Genomic DNA, 25,744 nt, shown 5'->3' on the forward strand with positions numbered 1-25,744 from the left:
ACCCGTTCGGCGACTCCTCTTCTCTTGAAATAACTTTGCCGAAGCGGTGTTCCTTTTCGCATCTATGTCTTCAGGAGGATAGCCCTGCATATGGAGAAAACTCTTGGCATGCGGCGGGAATATCTGGTCGCTTTGGTTCTAGTGCTTATAACCCTTGTGCTTTTTAGCCGGGTATTGGGTTATCAGTTTGTGTATGACGATAAGCAGTATATTCAGGACAATCATCAGGTACGAGATGGTCTTTCTTTTAAGGGTATCGGATGGGCTTTTACCTCGATGTATGCTTTCAACTGGCATCCTTTGACTTGGCTTTCGCACATGCTTGACTGCGCACTATTTGGTCAGAAAGCTGGTTTGCACCATTTAATCAATCTGTTTTTTCATGCAGCCAATGTTTTTCTACTTTTCTTTGTGCTAATGCAGCTGACGGCATCAATGTGGCGTAGTGCGTTTGTTGCAGCATTGTTCGCCGTACACCCGCTTCATGTGGAATCAGTAGCTTGGGTAGCGGAACGAAAGGACATGCTCAGCACATTTTTTATGCTGCTTACCATTTGGGCATACAATCAATATGTTAATGCGCCGGATAGAAAAAAATATGCCTCTATAGTAGGTTTCTTTTTGTTAGGGTTGCTTTCAAAGCCGATGTTGGTGACTTTACCATTCGTTTTGCTTCTTCTAGACTATTGGCCTCTTGGAAGAATTGACTTCACTTATTATTCGTTGCTGAAAGACCCTTTGGGTAGAAGCAAAAGCAAAAGGTTGTTGTGGGAGAAGATTCCCTTGTTTGGTCTGTCCTTATTTTCTTGCATTATCACCTATATTGCTCAACAACATGGTGGTGCTGTTGGTTCTTTGGAACAATTTCCGTTTTCTGCTCGAATTGGCAATGCAATGTTAGCATACGTTGGTTACATTGCTAAGATGATTATTCCATATAAGTTGAGTATATTCTATCCGCATCCTGGGCTAAATCTCCAAATTTGGAAGGTAGTAGCGGCGACTTTGTTCCTTGTCATAATTACTGCTTTTGTTATCAAAGCTGCCCCAAACCGTCGCTATCTTGTGGTGGGTTGGTTTTGGTATCTTGGCACGCTAGTTCCTGTTCTCGGTTTAGTCCAGGTCGGCATGCAGGCGATGGCTGATAGATATACGTATATTACGCTGATAGGTCTCTTCATAATAATCGCTTGGGGAGTGCCGGATTTGGTTGAGTGCCTGGGAAAGAGATATGGGATGAAAGGACGAGGACGTGGAGATAATGAATGCCAAGCAGGAGTCATTGCTTCTGGCGAGGTATCAACCATTACCCATTCTCAAGTTTTGCCATTTTGTGCTTGCGTCATTATTTTATCCCTTATGGTGTGTACATGGCGGCAATTATCCTACTGGAAAGATAATTTCACACTATTTGGGCGTGCAGTTGAGACTACTGGCGGCAATTACTTAATGGAGAATAACTTGGGCTTCTTCCTTATGGAGGCAGGAAGGCATGATGAAGCGATAAAGCACTTCCGAGCTGCTTTGAGGGATAATCCACGATATGCTGAGGCCCACGTAAATATTGGCAACATTCTATCCGAACAGGGCAAAACAGAGGAGGCTCTGCGCGAATATCAAGCGGCACTTAAGGTAAGACCTGGGTTTGCACCAGCGCTGAATAATATTGCGGGAATACTCGAGCAAAAAGGTCAAATAATTGAGGCGATGCACAAATATGAGGAAGCAGTAAAAGCTGATCCGAGTTCAGCGACATCCCATCTAAATTTTGGGCGTTTGTTAATTCTTGTTGGAAGACCGGATGATGCAATTCGAGAGCTAACCGAAGCCGTCCGCCTTGATCCCAAGCTTGAGCTCGCCCATTACAACCTAGCGCGTTTGCTGGTTGAGAGGGGACAATTGCAAGATGCACTTCCACATCTTGAAGAAGTTGTGCGTCTTAACCCTACTAATGCGGAGGCACATCTCGACTTGGGTGCTGTATTGGTGGATATGCAGAGGATTGATGAGGGGATTGCCCATTATATTGAGGTAATTAAGCTCAAGCCGAATTTTCCACCAGTTCATAATAATCTAGCAGTTGCATACTTCTTTAAAGGTCAATATGCAGCCGCCTGGGAAGAAGTTAAGTTATGTCGGAAGTATGGCATGACGCCACATCCGGAGTTTATTAAGGCACTCTCTTCAAAAATGCCCGAGCCTTAATTGATGAATTGCTGCCATGGAAAAACCTTTTGACAAACGCTTACCCTATTTAATTGGAACTGCGCTAGTTCTAATTACCTTTGCAGTTTTTTGGCAAGTACTTACAAGCGACTTTCTCAATTATGATGACGATTACTTTGTGACCGACAACCACCACGTCCAATTGGGGTTAAAGTGGCAAAGCATTAAGTGGGCTCTTACAACTTTATATCAATGCTTTTGGCATCCACTGGTGTGGCTTTCTTACCTGATAGATAGACAAATCTTTGGGCCTGGGCCGTTCGGTTTCCATTTAGTGAACTTGTTGTTGCATCTCGCCAACGTTTTTCTGCTTTTTATAGTAATGGATAGATTTATGCGCTCGATTTGGAAGAGTGCCTTCGTGGCGGCGTTATTTGGAATACATCCGCTACATGTCGAGTCTGTTGCCTGGATTTCGGAAAGAAAAGATGTGCTCAGCACCCTTTTCTGGATTCTTACCATGTGGGCTTACCTTTTCTATGTCGAGAAACCAGGCGTGAAGCGATACCTATTGGTGCTGGTGCTTTTCTTTTTCGGATTGACAGCAAAATCAATGCTAATGACGCTTCCAATTGTCTTGCTTCTTTTCGATTATTGGCCGCTACATCGCACAAACCTTGCCTGGCATTCTTTGCAAAGCTTTTTCGAAAGGAAAAATAAGAATCTCGTACTTGAGAAACTACCTCTTTTGGTGCTCTCGATAGCATTTGGAGTCATAAGCATTATTGCTCAAAGAAAAGGTGGGGCCATGAGCACCTTGATCGATGTGCCACTTTGGAGCCGCATTGGAAATGCTTTCTTGTCTTATGCGAAGTATATTCTGAAGATGTTTTGGCCCAGGGGATTAGCAGCCTTTTATCCGCACCCAGGTCATGAGCTTCCAATTTGGCAAGCTATTGCATCGGTGCTGGTGCTAGCGGGTATCACGGTGATGGCTTTTCGCATTGCCGCAAAGCGCCCGTATTTTGTAGTTGGATGGCTTTGGTATGTAATTACTTTAATACCAGTAATAGGGATTATTCAAGTTGGTTCATTTGGAATGGCGGACCGTTTTACCTATGTGCCGCTGATTGGCTTGTTCATAATAGTTGCATGGGGATTGCCAGACCTAATTGCGCTTGGGCGAGTAAATGAAAAGGAGGCGGAAAACCTAGGCGCTGAATCTTATTTATCATCTTTCCCCTCTGTTCTTCCGCTGGTTTCGTGCATTTCTATCACTGCTTTAAGTATATGCACTTGGTTCCAAGTGGGATATTGGAAAAACTCTAAGACTCTCTTTACGCATACTCTTGCTGTAACGAGAAATAACTTCGCCGGTCATCTCAATCTGGGTATCGCACTCGAAGTTAGCGGCAACGTCAACGATGCCATCAGGCATTATTACAGAGCACTGGAGATAAACCCACTGAGCGATAAGGTGTACAACAATCTCGGAGTCGCACTGGAGAAGCAAGGGCGTTTCCAGGAAGCGATAGAGTGCTTGCAAAAAGCGGTAGAACTCAAGCCAAACAGCCCAGATGCCCATGGGAACTTGGCGATGATGCTTGCAGATGCCAAAAGGTTTGATGAGGCTGTCTATCATTGCGAAGAACTGCTTCGCCTAGCTCCGTATGATCCGGTTGCACATTGGCTAAGAGGTAGATTGCACGCGGCAATGGGCAATCCTGCCGCCGCAGAAGCGGAGTTTCGCCAATCTCTGAGACTTCAGCCTAATTTTGCTGACGGACATTTCCACTTGGGATTGGTTCTTAAGTCAATGGGACGCGATGCCGAAGCGGAGGCGGAATATCGTGAGACAATTCGCTTAAACCCCAATCATTCGGCAGCTCACAATAATTTGGGGAATATGCTTTTCAGCCGCCATGACTACGAAGGAGCAATAGACGAATACCGCCAGGCAGTCGAGGCTAATCCACAGAACCAACAGGCGCAGAATAATCTTGCTGCGGCTTTCTTATACTCAGGCAATTACCTTGAAGCTTGGCGTCAAGTACAGCAATGCAAGGAACGCGGAATCCCTGTTCATCCTGCAATTATCCGTGATCTCTCTGCAAAAATGGGCGAACCGAAATAGAGATGCTTTTAATCAGCCGTCCTCTCCAAATTCCAATCCTTGTTGCACTTAGGCTCAAAGGGCAGTATACTTGGCTTTGGAATAATTTCTGCATTCAGTAACGGCGCTACTTAAGTTCACAGCGATTTTCTTTGCGAATGAAAGAAAATTTCTTGGTTAGCCAATCTAAGCTTTGGATTTGCTTGTTTCTTGCCACCGCCATAATTATTGTGTTCGGTCGTGCGGTTGGTCATAATTTTACCAACTATGATGACAACCGTTATGTTACCGAGAATGGCATGGTTTTGGCAGGATTGACTTGGCGAGGGGTCGCCTGGGCATTTGCGAGTACTCATGCGGCTAACTGGCATCCTCTAACTTGGATTTCTCATATGTTTGACGTCCAATTGTTTGGACTGAAAGCGGGTGGGCACCATTTCACTAGCATCGTTCTCCATACTATTGCTACCATTCTCTTGTTTCTTGCCTTTACGCGAATGACGGGTTTTATTTGGAGAAGCGCTTTTGTGGCGTTGCTTTTTGGTATCCATCCTCTTCATGTAGAATCAGTAGTGTGGGTTGCTGAACGCAAGGATGTTCTTGCCGCTGTTTTTGGTATTTTGGCGTTGCTAGCATATATTCGATATGTCCAACGCCCTAAAATTGTCACCTACCTCTGGGTTGTAGTATTTTTTGCTATGGGACTTCTTGCCAAGCCTATGCTTGTTACTTTGCCCTTTGTATTTCTTCTTCTCGATTTTTGGCCTCTCGGTCGCACTCGCCTTTGTCATTGTTCGTTAGTTGCTTCAACCACGAGTAAAATTAAAACCCTAGTTTCAGAGAAGTTGCCGTTATTTGTTTTCTCCGCTCTAGTATGTACGGTAACATACATCGTACAGCAAAAAGGCGGGGCTGTGACCTCAACGGAGCAATTTCCACTTGGCATAAGGATTGAGAATACATTAGTTGCATATGTCGCCTATATCGGTAAAATGATTTGGCCGCAGAAGCTGGCTGTCTTCTATCCGCATCCAGTCGCCATGTTGCCAATATGGCAGGTCATAGGGGCTGGTATATTTCTAGCAGCTGTGACTTCAATTGTAATCGTTGCATCACGGAGCAAGCCATATTTGGCAACTGGGTGGTTTTGGTATCTTGGTACGCTTGTTCCCGTAATAGGCATTGTGCAGGTTGGGGCACAAGCGATGGCTGACCGATACACATATATTCCGCTAATAGGGCTTTTTGTGATAATTGCATGGGGAATTCCTGACCTTATTAAATGCACAGTGGTTAATAGAGAAGCTGACGAAAAGAAGAAAAGGGGTTTGACATTAATTTCATTTCGGCTTTCCTCGATTTTGCCATTTGCGGCAGGCTTAGTTGTTTTTTCGTTTACAACATGCGCTTATATTCAGGTTGGTTATTGGAGGGACAGCGTTTCTCTATTCACCCATGCCCTGGCCAGCACGTCAAACAATGCTTTAGCGCATAATAATCTTGGCTTGGCACTGGCTGATAAAGGCGATATTAGTACGGCAATTCGACATTATAGACGAGCACTCGAGATTAAGCCAGATTTTCCTTTGGCGCACAATAATATTGGCCTTGCGCTTGTAGACATGAAGCGCTTTGATGAAGCAGTATCACATTTTAAGGAAGCACTAAAAAGTGAACCTCGTTCGGCAGTATTTAGGAACAATTATGGGACGGCTTTGGTAGGGCAAGGCAACCCAAGAGAAGCAATTGAGCAGTTCAAAGAGGCTTTGAGAATTAATCCAGACTATGCAGCTGCTCATACGAATATGGGTCTAGCTTTTGCAAAACTGGGCGAATTTGATAGGGCAATTTTGGAATATGAGAAGTCTTTAAAACTCAATCCGAGAGATGTACGGACTATCATAAATCTCGGTGTTGCCTTTGCAATGCTAGGCAAATTTGATAAGGCGATTGAAGTGTATCAAAGGGCGCTGGCTTTGAACCCTGAGTCTGCAGATATTCACAATAACCTTGGGCTTGCTTATGCTTCCCAGGGGAAAATTGATGAAGCATTAGAACATTATGAAGAGGCAATACGCATACAGCCCAGTCTTGGCCAGGCGCACTATAATATTGCAGTTGTTCTTGCAATGAAGGGGCGATATGCGGAAGCATGGCGAGAAGTTCATCTAAGCACACGGTATGGTTATGCTGTAAATCCTGCATTTGTGCAGGCGCTATCACAGCGAATGGCTAATCCTTGGCCAGCCGAATGAGGAATAAATATGTTTTACACAGGCAAGGGGATTGTCCGCTATGCGTAAGGCTAAGAAGACAAAGCCAAGGTACTTTCCAACATGGCTATTGGTAACTTTGGTTACGATTGCTGTCTTTTCTCCAGTTGTCACCTACAAGTTTGTTACCTGGGATGACAACGTTAACATATACGATAATCCAAATTTTAAACCAGTAACATTTCAAAATATACTTGGCTTCTGGCAGAAGCCATTCGAGCATTTGTATATCCCCCTGACGTACACCATATGGGCACTTCAGGCAGTCGTTGCCTATGTTCCCGGAAGGAGGGGGGCGGAAGCATTCAATCCCCATGTATTCCATGCGTGTAATCTCTTTCTGCATGTTCTTAGCGTTCTAGTTGTTTTTATTTTGCTGAAAATGCTTTTGGCTACGGCAAGTTCTAACATCAGCCGCTCTCCTTTTTCAAGAAAGGGTGTAAAAATTCAAAAAGAAATGCAGCCCCGGAGAGCCGAAGGTTTAAATTTTCTGCATGCAGAGTTAGCGGCGGTACTTGGAGCGCTTTTCTTTGCCCTTCACCCAATGCAAGTCGAATCCGTTGCGTGGGTCACCGGAATGAAAGATGTGCTTTGTGGACTTCTTTCATTGGCAGCGGTGTGGCAATATCTCCTTTACGTAAAGATTGCAGGCGAGCCTGGAATTGGAAGAAAGGCATTTGTTCATTATGCACTAGCGGTGTTGTTTTATATCCTTGCTCTTCTCACCAAGCCAAGCGCTGTAATTGTGCCGTTCGTGGCGTTGGTGTTCGCTTGGGGGGAGATGGGACGCTCGTTGAGGCAGACCACTTGTGATTTGCTGCCCTTAGTTGTGATTGCTGTTCCTTGGGCAATAATGACCAGCATCATACAAGGGAGCGACCATACTGCATATATCACTCCAATTTGGAAGCGGCCATTTATTGTGGGAGATACGCTCACGTTTTATCTTTACAAGCTTATTGTTCCCATTTCTTTAGGCGTAGATTATGGGCGAAGGCCCGAGGTTGTATTGGAACATTGGTGGGCTTATGTTGCATGGGTTGTTCCTGTTGGCTTGGGTGTTCTAATATGGCGTTTGAAAGAACGAAAATTGTGGTCGGCGGCGGCAGTGTTTGCCATCGGTATTCTCCCTGTGTCTGGGGTCATTCCTTTCGCCTTCCAAACCTATTCAACAGTTGCCGACCGATATGTGTATTTCTCGATGCTTGGCCCTGCACTTGCGCTTGCATGGTTTGCAAGCATTCGGCCAATGAAAAATGTAAAGGCTGGTTTGGTTACCCTGCTTGTGGTTCTCGGCACGCTTACAATTTTTCAAAGTCGGTACTGGGCTAATACCTCACTGCTTTTTCAGCATGCGGTTGAGGTTAACCCACGAAGTTCGGCAGCCTACTATAATCTCGGTCTTGAATATGCCGAACAAGATGAGCTTGAAAAAGCTATTCAGCTATTTAGAAAAGCTTTAGAAATCAAGCCCGATTACGACAAAGCACACAACAATCTTGGTGTTTCATTGGCTGGCCAGGGCAAGCTAGATGAAGCTGCCGCCCATCTTACAGAAGCTATCAAAATCACGCCCAACTATGCAAAGGCACACTACAATCTTGGTGTTGTGCTGGAGGCACAAGGTAAGGAAGTTGAGGCCGTAGAACATTTTAAGAAGGCTGTTAGGATACTTCCTGATTATCTGGAGGCATATAAAGCTTTAGGAAAGACCCTTGTGCGTCTAGGGGAGATGGAAGAAGCCGTGATGTATTTCTCGAAGGCGGTTCGCATAAATCCGAATGATCCAGACGTCCAGATGGGTTTGGGAATGTCTCTTGGAAATATCGGTAGGTTGAACGAGGCTATTGAACATTTGCGCAAGGCTTCGGAGCTTAAACCCGGCGACGCTGAGATTCATAACAACCTGGCGGTTGCGCTTTATATTAAGGGCGACTACCAGGGCGCATGGGACCAAATAACTTTGAGCAGGAACTGCGGTGGAAATCCGAATCCTCAATTCATTGCTGAGGTAGCTCGTAAACTAAAAAGATAAGCGCTTTCTCATCCATCATGGTTCGCGGTGCTGTAGGTAATCGAGAAAAGCAAAGACTGGTTTATATTGTTGGCGTTATCCTGTTGACGGTAACCATCACTGTCTTTTTGCCTGTCCTTCGCTGTGGGTTCCTAAACTACGATGATGAGATATATATAACGGATAACCCCAATGTACAGGCTGGTCTTACATTTAAGGGAATAAAGTGGGCATTCACTTCAATACGAGCAGGCAATTGGCACCCTCTGACCTGGATATCGCATATGCTCGACTGCCAAGTTTATGGGTTGAATCCAGCGGGACATCACTTTACGAACCTCGTAATCCACAGCGCTAATGTATTGCTTTTATTCTTGCTTTTATTTAAAATAACAGGCTTTGTATGGAGGAGTGCTTTTGTAGCCGCCTTGTTCGCGATGCATCCTCTCCATGTTGAATCTGTGGCTTGGATTGCAGAGCGAAAGGATGTACTCAGCACACTTTTTGGGATACTTACGATGTGGGCATATGTTCAATATGTCAAGTCACCGCGAATTACAACTTATATTTTTGTAGTAATCTTTTTTGTCTTAGGTCTTATGTCCAAGCCAATGCTCGTGACTCTTCCCTTCTTGTTATTGCTTTTTGATTATTGGCCTCTTGGCAGGTTTACTTTTGATGGTAGTTCATTTCGAGTGGCTACCTCTGGTAAGTTCAAAAAATTATTGGTGGAAAAATTACCCTTATTCGGGCTATCCCTATTGTCGTGTGCGATAACCTATTTTGCCCAAAGTGCAGGAGGAGCCGTCGCTTCATTCGAACGCATGACGCTGGGGGTTCGGGCTGCAAATGCTTTGGTAGCATATACATGCTACATGCTCAAGATGCTTTATCCGGTAAAGCTGGCAGTGCTATACCCTCATCCTGGGAGCACCTTGCCGATATGGAATTGGCTTGGCTCGGCATTGCTCTTGGTTGCCTTTACCCTGTTGGTAGTCAGAGGTTCAAGAAACAAACCATATTTAGCAGTAGGCTGGCTTTGGTATATAGGCACGATGGTTCCGGTAATTGGCCTCGTTCAAATTGGCATCCAAGCCATGGCAGATAGGTATACGTATGTTCCACTAATCGGGCTCTTCATAATAATTGCGTGGGGTACTCCCGATTTGATTCAATGTTTGCTAAAGGCTCGTTCCTCAAAAGAAAAAGCTTCCATTTACTCTCACTCACTATTAATAGTTCCTGCGGTTGTTATTCTTGTTGTTCTTACTTGGGGTGCTCGAGTTCAAATTGGATATTGGAAGGACAGCATTACTTTATTTCGACGAGCGCTTGCAGTAACGAAAGGCAATTACCTAGCACACCAAAACCTAGGTGTGGCATTGTTCCACCAAGGCAAGCTCGATGCCGCTGCCAATGAGTTCCGTGCCGCGCTGAAGTTAAAGCCATCTTATGCGCCCGCACACAATGGCCTTGGTGCAGTCCTTATGTGCCAAGGTAGGTATAACAAGGCAGTTGAGCACTTCAGTACTGCTATTAGATTGGACCCTCGCCTCGAGGATGCGAGGAATAACATGGCTTTCATCATGGAGAAGTGGGGCAGAAATGACGAGGCAATTGCTAACTATGAGGCAGTTTTACGGATAAATCCTGACGATGCTGATGCTCATAACAATCTCGGCTTGGTATTAGCGAAATTGGGGCATTTTGACAAAGCAGCAGCCCATTTCTCCAACGCACTAAAACTTAAACCCAACGATGCAGAAATTCATTGCAATCTTGGCTCAGCCTTCGTTAAGCTTGGGCGGTTTGATGAAGCAGTTAGGCATCTCAGTGTTGCTGTAAAGATTAACCCGCAATTAATTGAGGCGCACTATAACTTGGGGAATGCCATGGTATCGCTGGGGGAACTTGATAAGGCTATCGAAGAATACAGAAATGTATTGCGAATAAGGCCAAACCATATCCCGGCAAGAAATAACATAGCGGCAGTGTTGTATCTTCAGGGAAAATATTCCGAGGCATGGAAAGAAGTTCAGAAATGTCAAAGTTATGGTGGCACTCCAAATTTTGAATTAATCCGTTTGCTGTCAAGTAAGACACCTCGCCCTCGTTAGATTCGTTTGACGTTTTAGTAGGTCTGGGAAATGCTGCAAATTGGCATGGAATTTGCAAAAGACTTAATTTGGAAGAGGAAGCCTCAAGCAAGGAGGTAGAGTATAGTGAAAGTTCTGGCTACTTTTCTGGCATTAATTATAATTATGTGCTTTGTGGAGACTGCCCAAGCTTTTAGCAACTGGGTAGCTGGTTTCTAAAGGTTGACCTTGCCTCGAATTGGGTCAGCGAGGCAATTTTTACATCGGAAGCGAGTAGAGTCACGTAGTGAAGCATTCTTATTGCATATCACTTTCTGAGTGCTAGTGACGTCGTATTAAGCCCCGATTATTACCGGGGCTTCTTCTTTTTATAAAGGTGAATTTCAATCATTAAGAGCGGTTGTCGCCTGCTGTTTTGCACAATATCAACCAAGGGTAACAGACTCCATAAGCATTATGAAGTAAGTGCAGAACAGGAGGGAGTAGATAATGCCATTGCGTACAAACGGCGTCATTTGGCTGCGAATGCCCTCTTTCCTTTTAATCTTTTCCATAATCCTCGCCGTCTTGATTTCACTTTTGTTGCCAAAATATTTTGGATTGGCGGCAAGTTCAACTTCTGACATTACTCAGCAGAATTCAATCCTCCCGATTCTTGAAAAGTCATTTAGAGAAATTGCCCAACGCGTGGAATCAGGCGTGGTTAGCATAACTGCGGTGCGCCCTCCAGATTTGGGTGGGAACCTTCGCGAGAATTCAGAATCGCTTGACAAGTACTCCCAGCGTTTCTTGCATCCTGAGTATTCTTCTAACACTAGGGATAAGTTCTCAGGCAATTTTCCTGTTCAATCTGAAACTGCAAACGGTTCTGGCACCATAATTCGACGAGATGGACGCAACTTCTATATCCTTACAAATTATCACGTTGTTGCAAATTCGTATGCCGTTTCTGTAAGGCTTGCTGATGATACTGATTTGAAAGTCATAGTTGTTGGTGTAGACCCAGCAACAGATTTGGCGGTTGTGCGGGTATCTTCGCCCAGATTGAGCGATGAGAATGTTTTACCGCTAGGTGATTCAGATAAGGTAAAGGTTGGCTCCTGGGTTCTGGCTGTCGGCAGTCCGTTCGGTTTCGAGCATACGCTTACTTTTGGCATAATAAGCGCTCTTCAGCGCCAACTTGAAGACAAGGATACTCAGTATCTCAATCTAATACAGACCGATGCGGCCATCAACAAAGGCAATAGTGGCGGCCCACTTCTTGATATGGAGGGCAGAGTAATTGGTATAAATACCGCAATTGCATCCCCGACGGGCGGTTTTATTGGTTTGGGGTTTGCAATTCCAATCAACGATGCGAAGGAAATACTGGATGAGCTTATCACCAATGGCCGAGTTGTGCGGGGCTGGCTTGGTATTGGTATACAGCAACTCACCCCAGTGCTTGCGGAATATTACAATGTTAAAAGTGGAGTCCTTGTGGCTTATGTGGATGAGAAAGGTCCTGCTTCTTTTGCTGGCCTTAAGAGTGAGGATATTATTATCTCCTATGGTGGAGTTCCAATCAATAATGTAGCAGACCTCAAGCGTTTGGTAGCTCATACTGAGCCTGGGAACCGGGTAACCCTTGCAATAGTGAGGGATGGGAAGGAAATAAATATATCAGTCCGAGTGAGGGAGTCGCCGAACACGCCAAAGGCACGGCCAACCGCACCAGAAACCCCTGAGAAGTTGACTCCTGGGTTTCAAACTAGGGCGATGACTCCTGCGATGGCAAAACGAATTGGTTTGGACGTTGTGATGGGAGTGATTGTTACGCAGGTAGAGCCGGGGTCTGCGGCGCAGGCAGCAGGCCTTGAGGTTGGCGACGTAATACTAGCGCTTAATGGCAAGTCTGTTGGAGGATTCCGCCAGTTTGCCGAGATGTGGGCGAATATTCAAGTTGGGGATATAGTCGTTATGCGCGTTTTGCGTGATGGGTTGCCCCGGATAATCGGCTTCCGTTGGGAGTAACAATCAGAAGCTTAATTCAGCTTATTTATATCAGCTGGTTGTCTGGCACGAATTACGGGGATTCTTATTTCTGTATATGCAGGAATTTCAATGGTGCTGATGCCGGTCACGCTTACAAAATCGTTTTTCTTAACGGAAGGCGTCCCAGCTGTGTAAACCTTAAGTCCTGTAAGGCCTGAACCATCATTTAGATTGGATCCATCGTCTACATATATGAAATTTCGACCAACACTTGTAACTTTGCCCCATGTTTTTACCAACAACCCTGTGTTCGGCAGCCCAATTCCGCCTGTTATGCCTCGATATCCCAACTCCTGCCCTCCAACATCTTTATTTGAAATACCTAGTGGAGCTACTGTTATTCCATTGCCTACTATTGTGACGCGTGGATTGATAATCGCTAATTCGCCGTTTGGGAAATCCTCAGGCTTTGCTGTGTAAAGCTCGCCAGCAACTTCCACAAGGTCGCCTATTGACGTTGGTGTGGTTACCGATTGGCCATAATAGACCATAATTCCTGCTGACCGATCAGGTTCCTCGATATAGAATCTATCCCCAAACTGTACCGTTCCTGCCGGTACAGGCTTTGCAGATAGTTTGACAAACTCGCCAATTTCGGCGTTCCAAAGCTCTCCGATGGTTAAATAAGTTTCAAACGCCTCACTGAGTGCCCGATATGCGTTAATTCGTCCCCAGCCTGTATACCTATCCCAACCTGCTGTGCTGATATCGTCGCAGGTTTGCTCAATTTGGTCGCGCACTTGTTGGTTTGTCCAGTCGGGGTGCGCTGACCATATGAGCGCAGCTAGGCCAGAAACAAATGGTGTTGAGGCTGAAGTTCCACTCAGTATCTCGAAGCCATCGAATAACCATGACCAATACCACCAGGGTACACTGCTAATTATGAAGCTCCCCGGCGCCATGACATCGAGCGAATCTCCATAGTTGCTTCCGCCTTCGCCCCAGTCGGCAGCTGTGCAACGCATATCATATTCATTGGTTGCACCCACTGAGATTGTTGCTGGATAGTATGAGGGATAATGCGGGTCAGTTCGGTCATCAAGGCCGTCGTTGCCGCTTGCAGCGGTAAGTACACATCCAGCGGCCCATGCTTCATTCACTGCAGCTTCCAAAGCTGGCACATGCAAATATGTGCCAATGCTCGTATTGATAACTTTGGCGCCGTGCTCAACAGCCCAGATTATGCCTTCGGCTGCGTCTGCTTCTTCTCCATAACCGTCGGCGTTCAACACCTTAATTGGCATAAGAAGGGCATTCCAATTAACTCCAGCTATTCCCGTGTAGTCGTCTCCCCACGCGGCGGCAATTCCTGATACAAAAGTACCGTGCATGTGGTCGTCTTCTGTATTTGATGAACCATCAATCGCATTGTAGCCAGCGACAATCTTACCTGCTAAGTCAGGGTGGCTGGAGTCTATGCCTGTGTCTATTATTGCAATGATTATGCTATCTGAGCCAGTGTTTATATCCCATGCCTCAGGCGCATGTATATCGTATCGTCCATAGCTGTTATAAAGACCCCATTGCAGGAAGAAAAGCTCGTCGTTTGGAAACAAATCGGCGTATATTATATGGTTGGGGCTAGCGAAATTTATATGAGGGTTGCGTGAAAACTCGGCTTGCGCTTCTTCGATTGTTTTCCCTTTTGGCAGACGGAGGCGGTATACATTAATCCGCGGGATAACTTCTTTGATGGAAGCACCGTGTTCTTTAATTATCTTATCTGCTGGCGCACCTTTTCGAAATTGCACAAGTATTTCGCCAGGGACGTATTTCCCGTGTCTTGGAAGCGAATGCTTCCATGGTAGTGCAAAGCAAAACGAAGGCAGAATCAAGAAATAAATGGCTAATATTGAAGCGCATCTAATGCTTTTCATTTGTATCGCACTACTTTCCAAGCGATTTTTTCTAATTCGCTTGCATGTCGGTGTACGAGGGGTTGTTGGTGGTTACTAGTTTTCATTTTTGAAGACTTTACTTTGCATTTCTACTCTATCACCGACAGCTCAAATTGTCAACTAACGGCTCACAAACCAGCAATTTTACTAGCTTGCTTGACACTTTTGCCCATGGTTGTTAGAATAATAGCGATCTCCTATCTCAATTATATAAAACGTATTTGGTATAAAAGCGATAGCAGGCAATGTAATTTACCTGCTATCGCCCTGGAGAGAGGTGATCGTATAGCGTAGGTATTAAACATGCAAGCAATTCGGACGCTATACTATTTTTTGCTACCCCATTGCAATCGTATTCCAAACCTATGGGCATAGCTAGCCTGGAGGGAATACATTTATTGAAGCATTGCATACTATACCAGGATGGTGACGGTTATGGACCTGGCAGCTATAGAATCAAGACTGATGTCAGGCGAGGAATTGAAGGTCAAGTATAAATATCCTCGGCAATTGAGTCCTGGGGAAAAGGGTTCGGCTTATGGGGTACGCAGCGACAAATTGGTTGATGTTTCCACAGAACTACGGCGATTTTATGTAATTTTTCGCGGCCAGACGCCAATCTGGATTGAAGAGAATGAAGTAATAGAAATCACCCCTGATGATGGTGTGTATCAGGAGTTCGAGGAGTAGGGTTTAACTGGCAACAAAGTAATTTTTTGTAATTTTACGGCAATTCAGCATACTCTTGTGCGGCAATTACAAAGGCTTTGAATAGACGTTTACATGGCTTGTAGATGTATTCATCTGATGTTTTCTCTGGATGCCATTGGACCGCTATTATCCAAGGATGGTTCAATCCCTCAAGTCCTTCGATAAGTCCATCTGGTGCAAACGCAACGGGCATGAGCCTTGGGGATTTTTCCTTTGCGGATACTCCTTGATGATGGCGGCTATTTACTTTCTTGATATCTTGTCCGAGAATTTCATATAAGCGACTATCCTCGCGAATTTGTATGTCGTGTGAGCTACTCGAACCCGATTTATGCTCTGGCTCATCTTCTTTGGTATATGATTTATGCCTTAGGCCAGTGCGAACATCTTTCACTAAACTGCCACCGAGTGCGACATTCAAAACCTGAAAGCCGCGGCATATCCCAAGAATAGGCATGCCCTTTAAGTAGGCTGCACGAATAAGCGGAAGTTCGAGCGCATCGCGCTCGGGGTCGCAGTCCATTTTATATTTCGTAATCAATTCCTCCGTTGAGAGTTTTTCATCCCCCAGCTCAGTTCGCGAAGTATAATTATCAGGGTGAACGTCCCGACCGCCACTTAGGAGGAGACCGTCAATTTGGACTAGAGCCTCATGGAGCTCTTGGGGGTCGAGATATGGAGAGGGACAGAGAAATATTGGCGCTCCGCCCGCATCTCGAATAGCATCAGCGTAGGGTTGGTAATCCTTAAGCTGGTCGTCTGGCGGTGAGTTTTTGGCTGTCCCCGTCGTAATTCCGATTACAGGTTCTTTCATGTCTTCCTTATTCTCCGGGTGATAGAATAGCAGGCAAGGTTTACGAATGTCAACGTCTTGAACCGTCTGCTTAATTTAATTAACGGTATACAAATGCTACTTCACAGGCGTTCAAAAAAGAACCAGGTGATTTTGGAAAAAGCAGGATATAATGGGATTGGTTGGCGAAGAAAAATTTTGTTATGGAATTGATAATGCTAGAGACCGAACGCCTAGTCCTGAGGCTAATTAGAGAAAATGATGCGCCTGCTTTGCATCGGATTATGAACGATCCGGAGGTTACCCATAACCTGCTATTCCCCTATCCTTTGCCAAAAGAGCAGGTGGCGATTTGGATAAAAAGCAGTATCGAGGGCTTTAGCCGGCGTGAGAAATACCCAATGGTTATCGTGTTAAGGGAATCTAATGAGGTGATTGGCGTTTGCGCCTTCTACCGAGTCAACTGGGAACATATGAATACTGAGCTTGTCTATTGGCTTGGCAAGCAACACTGGGGCAAAGGTTATATGACGGAGGCGGTTCGCAAAATGCTTGTGTTCGGTTTTGAAGAGCTGGGATTTGAGCGAATTTATGCAGGATGTTTTACAAGGAATTTTGCCTCTCGTCGCGTTCTGGAGAAGGTGGGATTCTCATATGAAGGACTTGCTAGACATGAATTCAAAAAGGGCGACGAGTTTCTTGATGTTTTTCACTTTGGCTTAACGCGTAGCGATTTTTTAAAAGAAAAATATAAAACTTGTGTTTAGCTTACCAATTTAACCGGTTATAAACAAATTGGCTGGACCATCCACGGTGATTTATGTTCTGCTTGAAAGCGGAATGTGTATTTTGCCGCGGATGGTCCAGCTGTTTTATCATTTGGGTTCGCCGATTTGAGCTAAGATAGTCTTCCAACGAGTTGGGTGCGTGTCGTCTGTGCATAGCGGTTGGAATCCAAGGCGAAGATAGGTCTTTATCGCCGGGATTCGGAAATCATCAGTCAAAAGTTCGACTTCCTTAAAGCCATGATCCCGAAAGAAATGGAGAACAGCTAGCGACAGTAGGTATCCCAAACCTTTTGACCGGTGCTCAGGCAGCACGCAGACCATGTGAAGCGAACCTTTTTCCCACTCTGTTTCAGAAGGTCGCCATGCACATGCTGAGCCAACTGGCTTGCCCTTGTATGTAACGAAGAACAAGCCTTCTGGCATAAATTGCGGGCACCCTGTGAGCTTTTCGCGACAGCTTTGTTCACTCCATTCACCAATTCCTGTGTTCATTATTTCTGCCCATGCGGCTTCATCTCCAGGCTTGAATGTTCGTAATTCGTAACCCTTGGGGATTTCGATTGGCGGCAGATTGCTCAAATCCCGAATTATCATTTTTAACTGGCTATGGCTCATTGGCAGTTTCCTAATATTTTAGTCTACCTTTATCATTTAGAGCATAATTAAAGAATTCCTTTTATACAGGGGGAATGAAATAGCGCCAAAAACTAAGAATTTCTAATAACTTAAAGAACGATTGACATACATGCTTACAATGCTACCAGTCTAGCTATTATCGTTTGGGTTTTGGACTTTGTGTACGTTTGACAATATATGGTGAATTCCCATAGAATATCGCGAGGAGGCGAGTTAGTAATGCGATATTCCGCGCCGCGGGGGACGCAGGACATTCTCCCGCGCGAAAGTTTTCGCTGGCAATACATCGAGGCTAAGTTCCGAGAAATCTGCAGCCTATATGGATATAATGAGCTCCGCACTCCTACGTTCGAGGAAACGGAGCTCTTTACACGTAGCATAGGCGAGCATACAGATATTGTCAGCAAGGAGATGTATACCTTCCTTGACCGTGCTGGTCGAAGCATGACGCTAAGGCCGGAAGGCACGGCGCCAGTTGTGCGAGCGTATGTCCAGCATAAACTTTTCGGCGAGATGCCGGTCTCGAAATTTTACTACATCGCCAGCATTTTTCGCTATGAGCGACCCCAAGCCGGAAGGTTTCGTGAGCACCACCAGGTTGGCGTGGAAGCTCTGGGCTCGCTTGACCCGGCAATTGATGCGGAGGTCATTGCATTGCTCATGCATTATTTGAGTTCGCTCGGCCTCCAAGATTTAGAGCTGAGAATCAACTCGATTGGTTGTCCGGGGTGCCGGCCTGAGTACAGGGAGATTTTACAAAAGGCAGTTCAGCCTTTCCTTGTGGAATTGTGCGAAAGCTGTCAGATCAGATTCCATGCAAATCCCCTGCGGATGCTTGATTGCAAGGTGCCTCGGTGCCGAGAGCTGACCGTAAGCGTTCCAAATATCGTTGAACATTTGTGCAAGGAATGCGATGAACACCTCAAAACCGTTCTGCACTATTTGGATATCCTTGGCATCAGTTATGTTTTGGATTCTAGGTTAGTTCGAGGATTTGACTATTACACTAAAACTGCGTTCGAAGTAGTGAGCACCTACCTTGGAGCGCAAAATGCTGTTGGAGGTGGCGGGCGATATGACGGTCTTGTTGTCGAAGTGGGCGGCCCCCCAACTCCTGCTGTTGGCTTCGGCTCAGGAATTGAGCGAACACTTATGGTCATGGAAGCGCAAGGGATCGAAATACCAGTAGCTGACCACCCGGCAGTATTTGTAGCCACAGTTGGCGATGCCCCCCGTGAGGCAGGCATAAAGCTTCTTGCAGACCTTCGGAAGGCTGGTATTTCGGCAGAGACTGATTACTCTGGCAAAAGTCTAAAGGCTCAAATGAAGGCCGCTGACCGTGCACACGTTTATTTGGTAATCATCATTGGCGAGGATGAATTGAATCGCGGTAAAGTGAAAATTCGGAATATGGAAACGAAGGAAGAAACCGATGTATCACTAGGCGATGCAGTAGAGCAAACACGAAAGATAATTGAAAGTAAGCGAGAATCTGTTGGCAAATAGGAAAGATATAATCTTTTTGTTTTTATTCAGGAGGAAAAATGGAGTGGCAGCGTACGCATAAATGTGGCGAGTTAACAGCCGCAAATATTGGCGAGGAAGTTCGCCTAAATGGCTGGGTCCAAAGAAGGCGCGACCATGGTGGCATCATTTTCATTGACTTGCGAGACCGATGGGGCATTGTGCAGGTGGTTTTCGACCCCCAGACTGCCCCTCAGGCCCATGCTGAAGCGGAAACGGTGCGGAGTGAATATGTGTTAAGCGTTCACGGCACAGTGCGACGCCGCCCTGAAGGAACAGAGAACCCAAAGCTTCCAACAGGGGAAATCGAAGTAGCCGCAGACAGTGTATTTATACTCAATCCAGCCAAGACGCCACCATTCCAGATTCTAGACGATGTCGAGGTTGATGAACTTGTCCGTCTGAAATACCGGTATCTCGACCTCAGGCGGCCCATAATGCAAAAAAAGCTAATACTTCGCCATAAAGTCGTTAAGCTAATTCGCGATTTCCTAAGCGAGCGCGATTTCATCGAAGTTGAGACGCCAATTCTAATTAAAAGCACACCAGAAGGGGCGCGCGACTATCTTGTGCCAAGCCGACTCTACCCAGGTCATTTCTATGCGCTACCCCAGTCACCCCAACAGCTCAAGCAGCTTCTGATGGTGGCTGGCATAGAGCGCTATTTCCAAATCGCAAAATGCTTCCGTGATGAAGATCCACGAGCAGACCGACAGCCGGAGTTCACCCAGCTTGACTTAGAGATGTCTTTTGTTAAGCAAGAAGATATCCTCGAGGTCATCGAGGCGCTCATGATTGAAATCGTTGAGAAGCTTAGCGATAAAAAAATCATTAAGCCATTTCCAAGGCTTTCATATGCGGAAACAATGGAGAAATACGGCTGCGACAAGCCGGACCTCCGCTTTGGGCTTGAGCTTGTCGACCTTTCCGACTTGTTGAAAGAAAGCCAGTATCAGGTTTTTCGGGGTGCTCTTGACAAGGGTGGGCAGGTAAAGGCAGTTTTAGGCCCAGGGCTCGCACATTATAGTCGCAGGGAAATTGATGACCTAACCAATCTCGCAAAGGGATTTGGTGCTAAGGGCCTCCTTACAATCCAGGTAACTCCAGATGGCATTAAATCGCCCAGCGCAAAATATCTAAGCGAGAATGAAATGGCTAGCATCGTGGGCCGTGCAGGTGCAAAGACTGGCGATCTCATAATGATTGTTGCCGACCAGCAGCCGGCGGTTGTGGCTAAGGCGCTTGCTGGCCTAAGGCTTGAAATGGGAAAGCGTCTGGGCCTTCAGGATCCAAACTTGCTCTATTTCGTGTGGGTGCTCGATTTTCCACTTTTGGAATGGAATGATGAGGAAAAGCGTTGGGATTCCTCGCATCATCCGTTTACCTCTCCAAATGAGGAGGACATTCCGCTGTTGGACACCGACCCAGGGAAGGTACGCTCATATGCTTATGACCTTGTGTGCAATGGTGCAGAGTTAGCCAGCGGAAGCGTGAGAATTCATAGGCGAGATGTTCAAGAGAAAATATTTGATTTGTTAAATATATCACACGAAGAGCAAATTGCGCGATTTGGGCATATGCTTGAGGCATTTGAGTATGGTGCGCCTCCTCATGCGGGAATAGCCCCTGGGATTGACCGCCTAGTTATGCTATTGCTCGATGAGGAAAATATCCGCGAAGTGATTGCTTTCCCGAAAACGGCGACGGCATACGACCCAATGACAGGCGCGCCATCTCCCGTAACCGAAGAGCAGCTTAAGGAACTCCATATTAAGCTACGAGAAGGTGCCGTTAGCAAAATTAGAATGACATAAGATATCTTTTTGTTCTGCAAGAGTCCTGTTTCTTTTTGCGCATTTGAGGGGTATGAACCCATGTTGAGTTGAATCACCAAATGAGCGCAGAGAGTAAACAGCGAGTTGTAAAGTTTGCAGGATTGGATATTGAGCGCGGGGACCTGACTCGGGCTAAGCATCGCCTACGTTCTTTACTTCATGATTCTCCTTGCGACCCCGATGCACTTCGACTTTTGGGAAGCATCTACTTCCGACAGCGGGATTATAGGAATGCCGTTGCTTACTGGTCCAAGTGTGGCTATTGGAGCAACGATGCGTTATTAGCAGCCAACAAGGTCTTTAGGATCATTGTGCGCGCATTGGAGCAAGAGAAAATTGAGGTAGCCCGCCATCATTTGGTTGCTTTTGCAGGAAGTTCGCCGCCTGGTGAGGTTGGTGAAAGGCTGACACTTCTTCGCGACGCTTACTTCAAACTTGGACGCAAGCGCTCTAAACTCCTAGGGATGGCTTATGTGCCAATTTCAGGCATATTATTTTTGGGGATGCTTTCTTTAGTGGGCCTTGTGCTTGGTGCAGGATGGTCTTGGTTTCGCTTTATGATTGGCCTCTCGCTAGTAGCCACCATCATAACGCTAGTAATCTGCTGGGCAAAATATTGTCGAGCCTCAGCCGAATACCGCCGGTCGCTTATTCTATTTAAGCGTTTGAAAACCGCATGTGGCAATTCCTGACCTTTACGAGTGTTGATGTTGAACATTGGATTTTGATAGGATAAGGTAATCTTGTCTTATCTCCCAACAAATGCATGACATTTTCGACACTGAGCTAATTAAGAGTACTTTCCGCTTGGCGGCACCGCTGATTCTGGCGGCGCTTGGAGGCGTTATTTCGGAGCGTTCCGGAGTTGTAAACATTGCCCTCGAAGGAATGATGCTCGCAGGCGCTTTCTTCGGAATGTTAGGCTCATACCTAACCGGCAATCCATGGGTCGGAGTGATGATTGGAATGCTTGCCGGTGGTCTCCTTGGATTAATTCATGCTGTTCTTACCCAACGGATGAGACTGAACCATATTGTTAGCGGGGTAGCGCTGAATATTCTCGCGCTTGGAATGACGACTTATCTGCTAAGGCGAATCTTCCAACATGCCGGTAGCTCGCCGCCAGTTAATGGGCTCCCCCAGTTTGGTGGCCAAAACCCGCTGTTTTACTTTTCCATAGTCCTTGTTGTTGGGGTGGGTTTTCTGTTATTTCGCACCCCAGCGGGCTTATGGATTAGGGCTTCGGGCGAGAATCCCGAGGCGGCTGCGACTGTTGGAATACGCGTACGCATTGTTCGATACTTGGCAGTTACCATAAGTGGGCTTCTAGGTGGCCTTTCTGGTACTTATCTCTCTTTGGGGCAGCTGAATATGTTTGCTGAGGGAATGTCAGGAGGGCGAGGTTTTATTGCGCTTGCGGCAGTAATATTCGGAAAATGGAATCCATATGGAGCGGCAGGTGCGGCAATTTTCTTCGGGTTCTTTGATGCACTCCAAATGCGACTTCAAGGCAGAATGGTTGGTGCGATTGCGATTCCATCGGATTTTATGCTCATGCTTCCTTATATTCTAACTATTATTATCCTTACTGGATTGATAGGGAAGGCCAATGCTCCAGCAGCGTTGGGTAAGACAGAGTAAATCTCCTGCTGAAATATAGATTTCCATTAGTAAGAGTAACTGGGCGGGGCTGTGCGTCTGATTTGCCCAAAGGGTATTCAAGATTTGTTGTTACACTGAGCGGCAAGAGTGAGGTAACCTTTGGTTACATCTAGTTAATTACTTTCTGTCCTTTGCGGTATTTTGAGATCAGCTTCCAGTAGTTAGGATCTTCATCGCCTAGCCGCCAAATTGAGATTCCAGCAATGCGATACTTCCATGCAAGCTCGAGCTTGTGGGCAAAGCTGCTGGGGTCTTCATACCAAACTTGGTGTTTTCCGTCTTCGCTTTGATATTCAAACCAATGTGATTTTGCTTCATTGTCCCATCGAAGCAATGGTTTTTTATCGGCTATTAACTCAGCAATGCCCTTGCTTGTGTGTGCTCTTGCACGTCCATTCTCTGGCCAATCATATCCATACCAGCCTACGCCTAGAATGATTTTGTGCCGCGGCATGGTGCTGACGGCGTAATTTAGGCACTTTTCTACCCATGGTTTCGAAGCAATCGGGCCCGGCTTGCCGCCGCTCCAGTGTTCGTCATAGCACATAAGCATTACTAAATCACAACACTTGCCAAGGAATTCATAGTCAAAAGCACCTGACCAATAGCTGGTTGGATTGTCTTTCGTTTTTGCTGGCACATCGATGGTAACCGCAAGTCCTTTCTCATGGAAGCGATCGCAGAGCTCCTGCATGAATAGGTTAAAAGCTTGACGGTCAGCTGCATCGACGTTTTCAATGTCTATGTTGATTCCTGGACATTTCCAATCAAGCGTGATTTCGAGTAGTTGGTCCACAACTTTTGTGCGTTTTGCGGGATCATTCAAAACTGCACTGGCAATTTCTCTGTTGAAATTGCTATTAGCAACAAGCGGTAGAATTGCAATGCCGTGCTGTTTTCCAAATGCTAGTAGCCATTTGTCTTTACTGCAAGCTATGTTGCCTTGCGTGTCCTTAATGGCAATTCGCGTGGGGCAGAGATGGGTAATGTGTTTGTAGTGCTGCCGAACGCTAGTATAGTGCTCTTTGTATTGTGGCCCTCTATGCCAGAAGTAGCCAATGACTAGGTTCCTGCTTTTGGGTTGCCTTGCCGCTCCCACCGCGAGGATAAAAACTGCGAAAAAACTTACAATCGCAATTAGATAAGTATTTGGTTTTTGCATAGTTTGGTAATTTTGGCAACGTAAAGTAAGGAATTAGGAAGGATATTTTTTCCGCCTAATTCCTTTTTATTTATCCTTTAACACCCGAGATTACTACTCCTTGAATGAAGTGCTTCTGAGCAGCAAAGAAGAGTACTAGGAGGGGCAGCATAACAACAGTCGCCGCCGCCATTAGCAAGTTCCAATCGGTTGCATGTTCTCCTTGGAATGCCCAAAGAGCAAGCGCAAGAGTACGCTTGGTTGGATCACCAAGATAAATCAAAGGGCCCAGGAAATCGTTCCAATGAGCCATGAATGAGAAGATTGCGACTGTTGCAAGCGCAGGCTTTGCCTGAGGCAAGATTACCTTTGTGAAAACGCCGAAAGTTCCTGCGCCGTCGATTTTTGCGGCTTCATCCATCTCGATTGGTATCGTCATGTAGTATTGTCGAAGTAGAAATATGGCAAATACTCCGCCGCCAAAGAATGCGGGCACCGTCAGTGGGTAGAAGGTATCATACCAGCCAAGGCTGGTGAAAATCTTAAATACCGGTATTAGGGTTACTTGGGGTGGCAGCATTATCGTTGAAAGCAAAACTACGAATAAGAAGTCTCTTCCAGGGAAGCGCATTCGAGCAAATCCATAGGCAACAAGGGAGGCTGACATCAACTGCCCTGCCATTGCTGTGAAAGTAATTATGCAAGTATTTTTCAAACATCCGAAGAAATTCATATACTTGAGCGCCTCAGGATAGTTCGACCACTTGATAGGATTTGGAATCCATTGTGGTGGTATGTCGAACACGTGGCTGCTATCTTTGAGTGCGCTGGATACCAGCCAATAAAAAGGAATCATGATAAGAAACGACCCGACAATAAGTAAAAAATAGGTAATCGTATTTGCTATGAGCTTTTGGGTGCTTTTTGCAATTATTTTGTCGCTTCTCTTTTTTGATTTTTGCATTTGAGTTTTTGATTGCATGCTCATAGTAATTTCTCCGTTTCTATCGTCGGCCTCTTACATCTGCCTCGTAGTACACCCAGCGAGCTGAGGATTTGAAAACTAAGAGTGTGCAGAAGAGTATCAGCACAAACAAAATCCAAGCCATCGCTGCGGCATAGCCCATTTGGAAATACTGAAATGCTTTTTGGTATAGGTAAAGCAGGTAAAACAACGTGGCATATGCCGGGCCACCGGCTGTCATAATGAACGATGATGTAAATACTTGGAAGCTTCCAATAACTCCCATAACTAAATTGAAAAATATTGTGGGTGATATCATCGGAATAGTAATCTTGCGGAATTTTTGCCACCAATTAGCGCCGTCAATCTCGGCTGCCTCGTAAAGTTGAGTGGGGATGCTTTGGAGTCCTGCTAGATATATTATCATTCCTCCACCAATCCCCCACAAACTCATGATGATAAACGATGGAAGGGCTAAGGCTGGGTCAGCAATCCATCCAGGTGGTTCTTTCCCAGGTCCTACGCTTATTAAGCCGAGTTTCAGTAGGAAGCTGTTGAGGATACCATACTGTGGGTTGAATATCCACCGCCAGAGCATTGCTGTTGCTACTCCAGGTAGGATTGCTGGAATGTAGAAGATGGTTCTAAACCATGTCATGCCTTTGACATTTTGGTTGAGGAGTATCGCCACAAGGAGCGAACCCATCAGGCCAAGTGGTAGGGCAAATGCAGCGTAGGTTACCGTTACCTTTAGAGCTTTCACGAACCTAAAGTCATGGAATAATGCCTGTTCAAAGTTCGCAAGCCCGACGTATTTCGGTGGGTTTATAATATCCCAATCGCACATGCTGATGTAAATCGAGAAAATCATGGGGCCCAAAGTAAAGGCGGTGAATCCGATAAGCCAGGGAAGTATACACAAAAACCCTTCCGCGGCCTCTTTTCTTGCCATTAGCGTCATTTTGCGTGTTGCAAAAATAAATACCAGCCGTCCGATTAGGAGGAGTGTGAAAATCGCCCACAGCATGAGCAGCTTGAAAACAAGCTCGCCGGCAAGCGTTTCCATTCCTCGTATCTCTTGCCACAAAAGAGGCGG

18 protein-coding genes are annotated in these 25,744 nt (G+C 45.8%); 12 read left to right on the top strand and 6 right to left on the bottom strand.

What is annotated here, in order from left to right; translation table 11 throughout:
* Positions 1-90 precede the first annotated feature (90 nt).
* The 6 genes from K6T99_08565 (at position 91) to K6T99_08590 (ending at position 12,675) form a co-directional block, all read left to right on the top strand.
* Positions 91-2,205: a tetratricopeptide repeat protein gene (locus K6T99_08565; GenBank protein ID MCL6519871.1), complete on the top strand. Its 2,115-nt coding sequence runs from the start codon at positions 91-93 to the stop codon at positions 2,203-2,205.
* Positions 2,206-2,221: 16 nt separating this feature from the next.
* Positions 2,222-4,300: a tetratricopeptide repeat protein gene (locus K6T99_08570; GenBank protein MCL6519872.1), complete on the top strand. Its 2,079-nt coding sequence runs from the start codon at positions 2,222-2,224 to the stop codon at positions 4,298-4,300.
* A 137-nt stretch (positions 4,301-4,437) separates the two neighbouring features.
* A complete protein-coding gene (locus tag K6T99_08575) occupies positions 4,438-6,534 on the top strand; it encodes a tetratricopeptide repeat protein (GenBank protein MCL6519873.1) in 2,097 nt (698 codons plus the stop codon).
* A 40-nt stretch (positions 6,535-6,574) separates the two neighbouring features.
* Positions 6,575-8,587, top strand: a complete 2,013-nt coding sequence (locus K6T99_08580; GenBank protein ID MCL6519874.1) for a tetratricopeptide repeat protein — start codon at positions 6,575-6,577, stop codon at positions 8,585-8,587.
* 17 nt (positions 8,588-8,604) lie between these two features.
* Positions 8,605-10,683: a tetratricopeptide repeat protein gene (locus K6T99_08585; GenBank protein MCL6519875.1), complete on the top strand. Its 2,079-nt coding sequence runs from the start codon at positions 8,605-8,607 to the stop codon at positions 10,681-10,683.
* Between the two features lie 468 nt (positions 10,684-11,151).
* Positions 11,152-12,675 (top strand): trypsin-like peptidase domain-containing protein, encoded by a 1,524-nt coding sequence (locus K6T99_08590; GenBank protein MCL6519876.1) that lies wholly within the window; start codon positions 11,152-11,154, stop codon positions 12,673-12,675.
* An 11-nt stretch (positions 12,676-12,686) separates the two neighbouring features.
* Here K6T99_08590 and K6T99_08595 read toward each other — a convergent pair whose 3' ends face one another.
* Positions 12,687-14,573 carry a S8 family serine peptidase gene (locus K6T99_08595; GenBank protein MCL6519877.1) on the bottom strand — a complete coding sequence of 629 codons (1,887 nt, stop codon included), beginning with the start codon at positions 14,571-14,573 and terminating at the stop codon, positions 12,687-12,689.
* Between the two features lie 456 nt (positions 14,574-15,029).
* Here K6T99_08595 and K6T99_08600 point away from each other — a divergent pair, with 456 nt between their 5' ends.
* Positions 15,030-15,284: a hypothetical protein gene (locus tag K6T99_08600; protein ID MCL6519878.1), complete on the top strand. Its 255-nt coding sequence runs from the start codon at positions 15,030-15,032 to the stop codon at positions 15,282-15,284.
* A gap of 34 nt (positions 15,285-15,318) precedes the next feature.
* Here the strand turns inward: K6T99_08600 and K6T99_08605 are convergent, their stop codons facing one another.
* Complete coding sequence (locus K6T99_08605; GenBank protein MCL6519879.1) at positions 15,319-16,119, bottom strand: gamma-glutamyl-gamma-aminobutyrate hydrolase family protein; 801 nt, start codon at positions 16,117-16,119, stop codon at positions 15,319-15,321.
* A 194-nt stretch (positions 16,120-16,313) separates the two neighbouring features.
* On the opposite strand from K6T99_08605, the gene K6T99_08610 reads away from it, so the two are divergent.
* On the top strand, positions 16,314-16,865 hold the full coding sequence (locus K6T99_08610) for a GNAT family N-acetyltransferase (protein ID MCL6519880.1): 552 nt from the start codon (positions 16,314-16,316) through the stop codon (positions 16,863-16,865).
* Between the two features lie 108 nt (positions 16,866-16,973).
* Here the strand turns inward: K6T99_08610 and K6T99_08615 are convergent, their stop codons facing one another.
* Entirely contained in the window at positions 16,974-17,501 is a 528-nt protein-coding gene (locus K6T99_08615) for a GNAT family N-acetyltransferase (GenBank protein MCL6519881.1), read from the bottom strand.
* A gap of 240 nt (positions 17,502-17,741) precedes the next feature.
* On the opposite strand from K6T99_08615, the gene hisS reads away from it, so the two are divergent.
* The 4 genes from hisS to K6T99_08635 all read left to right on the top strand — a co-directional run bounded on the left by hisS (position 17,742) and on the right by K6T99_08635 (position 22,522).
* Entirely contained in the window at positions 17,742-19,028 is a 1,287-nt protein-coding gene (hisS, locus tag K6T99_08620; protein ID MCL6519882.1) for a histidine--tRNA ligase, read from the top strand.
* A gap of 38 nt (positions 19,029-19,066) precedes the next feature.
* Positions 19,067-20,860: an aspartate--tRNA ligase gene (gene aspS, locus K6T99_08625; protein MCL6519883.1), complete on the top strand. Its 1,794-nt coding sequence runs from the start codon at positions 19,067-19,069 to the stop codon at positions 20,858-20,860.
* An 80-nt stretch (positions 20,861-20,940) separates the two neighbouring features.
* The gene (locus K6T99_08630) at positions 20,941-21,573 is read left to right on the top strand and encodes a hypothetical protein (GenBank protein MCL6519884.1); all 633 of its coding nucleotides are present in this window, start codon (positions 20,941-20,943) and stop codon (positions 21,571-21,573) included.
* A gap of 70 nt (positions 21,574-21,643) precedes the next feature.
* Entirely contained in the window at positions 21,644-22,522 is an 879-nt protein-coding gene (locus K6T99_08635) for an ABC transporter permease (protein ID MCL6519885.1), read from the top strand.
* Positions 22,523-22,652: 130 nt separating this feature from the next.
* Here K6T99_08635 and K6T99_08640 read toward each other — a convergent pair whose 3' ends face one another.
* From K6T99_08640 to K6T99_08650, 3 genes are all read right to left on the bottom strand, one after another.
* Positions 22,653-23,705: a hypothetical protein gene (locus K6T99_08640; GenBank protein ID MCL6519886.1), complete on the bottom strand. Its 1,053-nt coding sequence runs from the start codon at positions 23,703-23,705 to the stop codon at positions 22,653-22,655.
* Positions 23,706-23,775: 70 nt separating this feature from the next.
* Positions 23,776-24,666 carry a carbohydrate ABC transporter permease gene (locus K6T99_08645; GenBank protein MCL6519887.1) on the bottom strand — a complete coding sequence of 297 codons (891 nt, stop codon included), beginning with the start codon at positions 24,664-24,666 and terminating at the stop codon, positions 23,776-23,778.
* Positions 24,667-24,688: 22 nt separating this feature from the next.
* Positions 24,689-25,675, bottom strand: a complete 987-nt coding sequence (locus K6T99_08650) for a sugar ABC transporter permease (protein ID MCL6519888.1) — start codon at positions 25,673-25,675, stop codon at positions 24,689-24,691.
* Positions 25,676-25,744: the final 69 nt, after the last annotated feature.

The organism is Armatimonadota bacterium, assembly GCA_023511795.1.
Taxonomy (GTDB): Bacteria; Armatimonadota; UBA5829; order DTJY01; family DTJY01; genus JAIMAU01.

Excerpts from the sequence above, each read along its gene's own strand:
- K6T99_08565 (MCL6519871.1), top strand. The coding sequence starts at position 91 with ATGGAGAAAACTCTTGGCATGCGGCGGGAATATCTGGTCGCTTTGGTT.
- K6T99_08570 (MCL6519872.1), top strand. The coding sequence starts at position 2,222 with ATGGAAAAACCTTTTGACAAACGCTTACCCTATTTAATTGGAACTGCG.
- K6T99_08575 (MCL6519873.1), top strand. The coding sequence starts at position 4,438 with ATGAAAGAAAATTTCTTGGTTAGCCAATCTAAGCTTTGGATTTGCTTG.
- K6T99_08580 (MCL6519874.1), top strand. The coding sequence starts at position 6,575 with ATGCGTAAGGCTAAGAAGACAAAGCCAAGGTACTTTCCAACATGGCTA.
- K6T99_08585 (MCL6519875.1), top strand. The coding sequence starts at position 8,605 with ATGGTTCGCGGTGCTGTAGGTAATCGAGAAAAGCAAAGACTGGTTTAT.
- K6T99_08590 (MCL6519876.1), top strand. The coding sequence starts at position 11,152 with ATGCCATTGCGTACAAACGGCGTCATTTGGCTGCGAATGCCCTCTTTC.
- K6T99_08595 (MCL6519877.1), bottom strand. The coding sequence starts at position 14,573 with ATGAAAAGCATTAGATGCGCTTCAATATTAGCCATTTATTTCTTGATT.
- K6T99_08600 (MCL6519878.1), top strand. The coding sequence starts at position 15,030 with ATGGACCTGGCAGCTATAGAATCAAGACTGATGTCAGGCGAGGAATTG.
- K6T99_08605 (MCL6519879.1), bottom strand. The coding sequence starts at position 16,119 with ATGAAAGAACCTGTAATCGGAATTACGACGGGGACAGCCAAAAACTCA.
- K6T99_08610 (MCL6519880.1), top strand. The coding sequence starts at position 16,314 with ATGCTAGAGACCGAACGCCTAGTCCTGAGGCTAATTAGAGAAAATGAT.
- K6T99_08615 (MCL6519881.1), bottom strand. The coding sequence starts at position 17,501 with ATGAGCCATAGCCAGTTAAAAATGATAATTCGGGATTTGAGCAATCTG.
- hisS (MCL6519882.1), top strand. The coding sequence starts at position 17,742 with ATGCGATATTCCGCGCCGCGGGGGACGCAGGACATTCTCCCGCGCGAA.
- aspS (MCL6519883.1), top strand. The coding sequence starts at position 19,067 with ATGGAGTGGCAGCGTACGCATAAATGTGGCGAGTTAACAGCCGCAAAT.
- K6T99_08630 (MCL6519884.1), top strand. The coding sequence starts at position 20,941 with ATGAGCGCAGAGAGTAAACAGCGAGTTGTAAAGTTTGCAGGATTGGAT.
- K6T99_08635 (MCL6519885.1), top strand. The coding sequence starts at position 21,644 with ATGCATGACATTTTCGACACTGAGCTAATTAAGAGTACTTTCCGCTTG.
- K6T99_08640 (MCL6519886.1), bottom strand. The coding sequence starts at position 23,705 with ATGCAAAAACCAAATACTTATCTAATTGCGATTGTAAGTTTTTTCGCA.
- K6T99_08645 (MCL6519887.1), bottom strand. The coding sequence starts at position 24,666 with ATGCAATCAAAAACTCAAATGCAAAAATCAAAAAAGAGAAGCGACAAA.
- K6T99_08650 (MCL6519888.1), bottom strand. The coding sequence starts at position 25,675 with ATGCTGTGGGCGATTTTCACACTCCTCCTAATCGGACGGCTGGTATTT.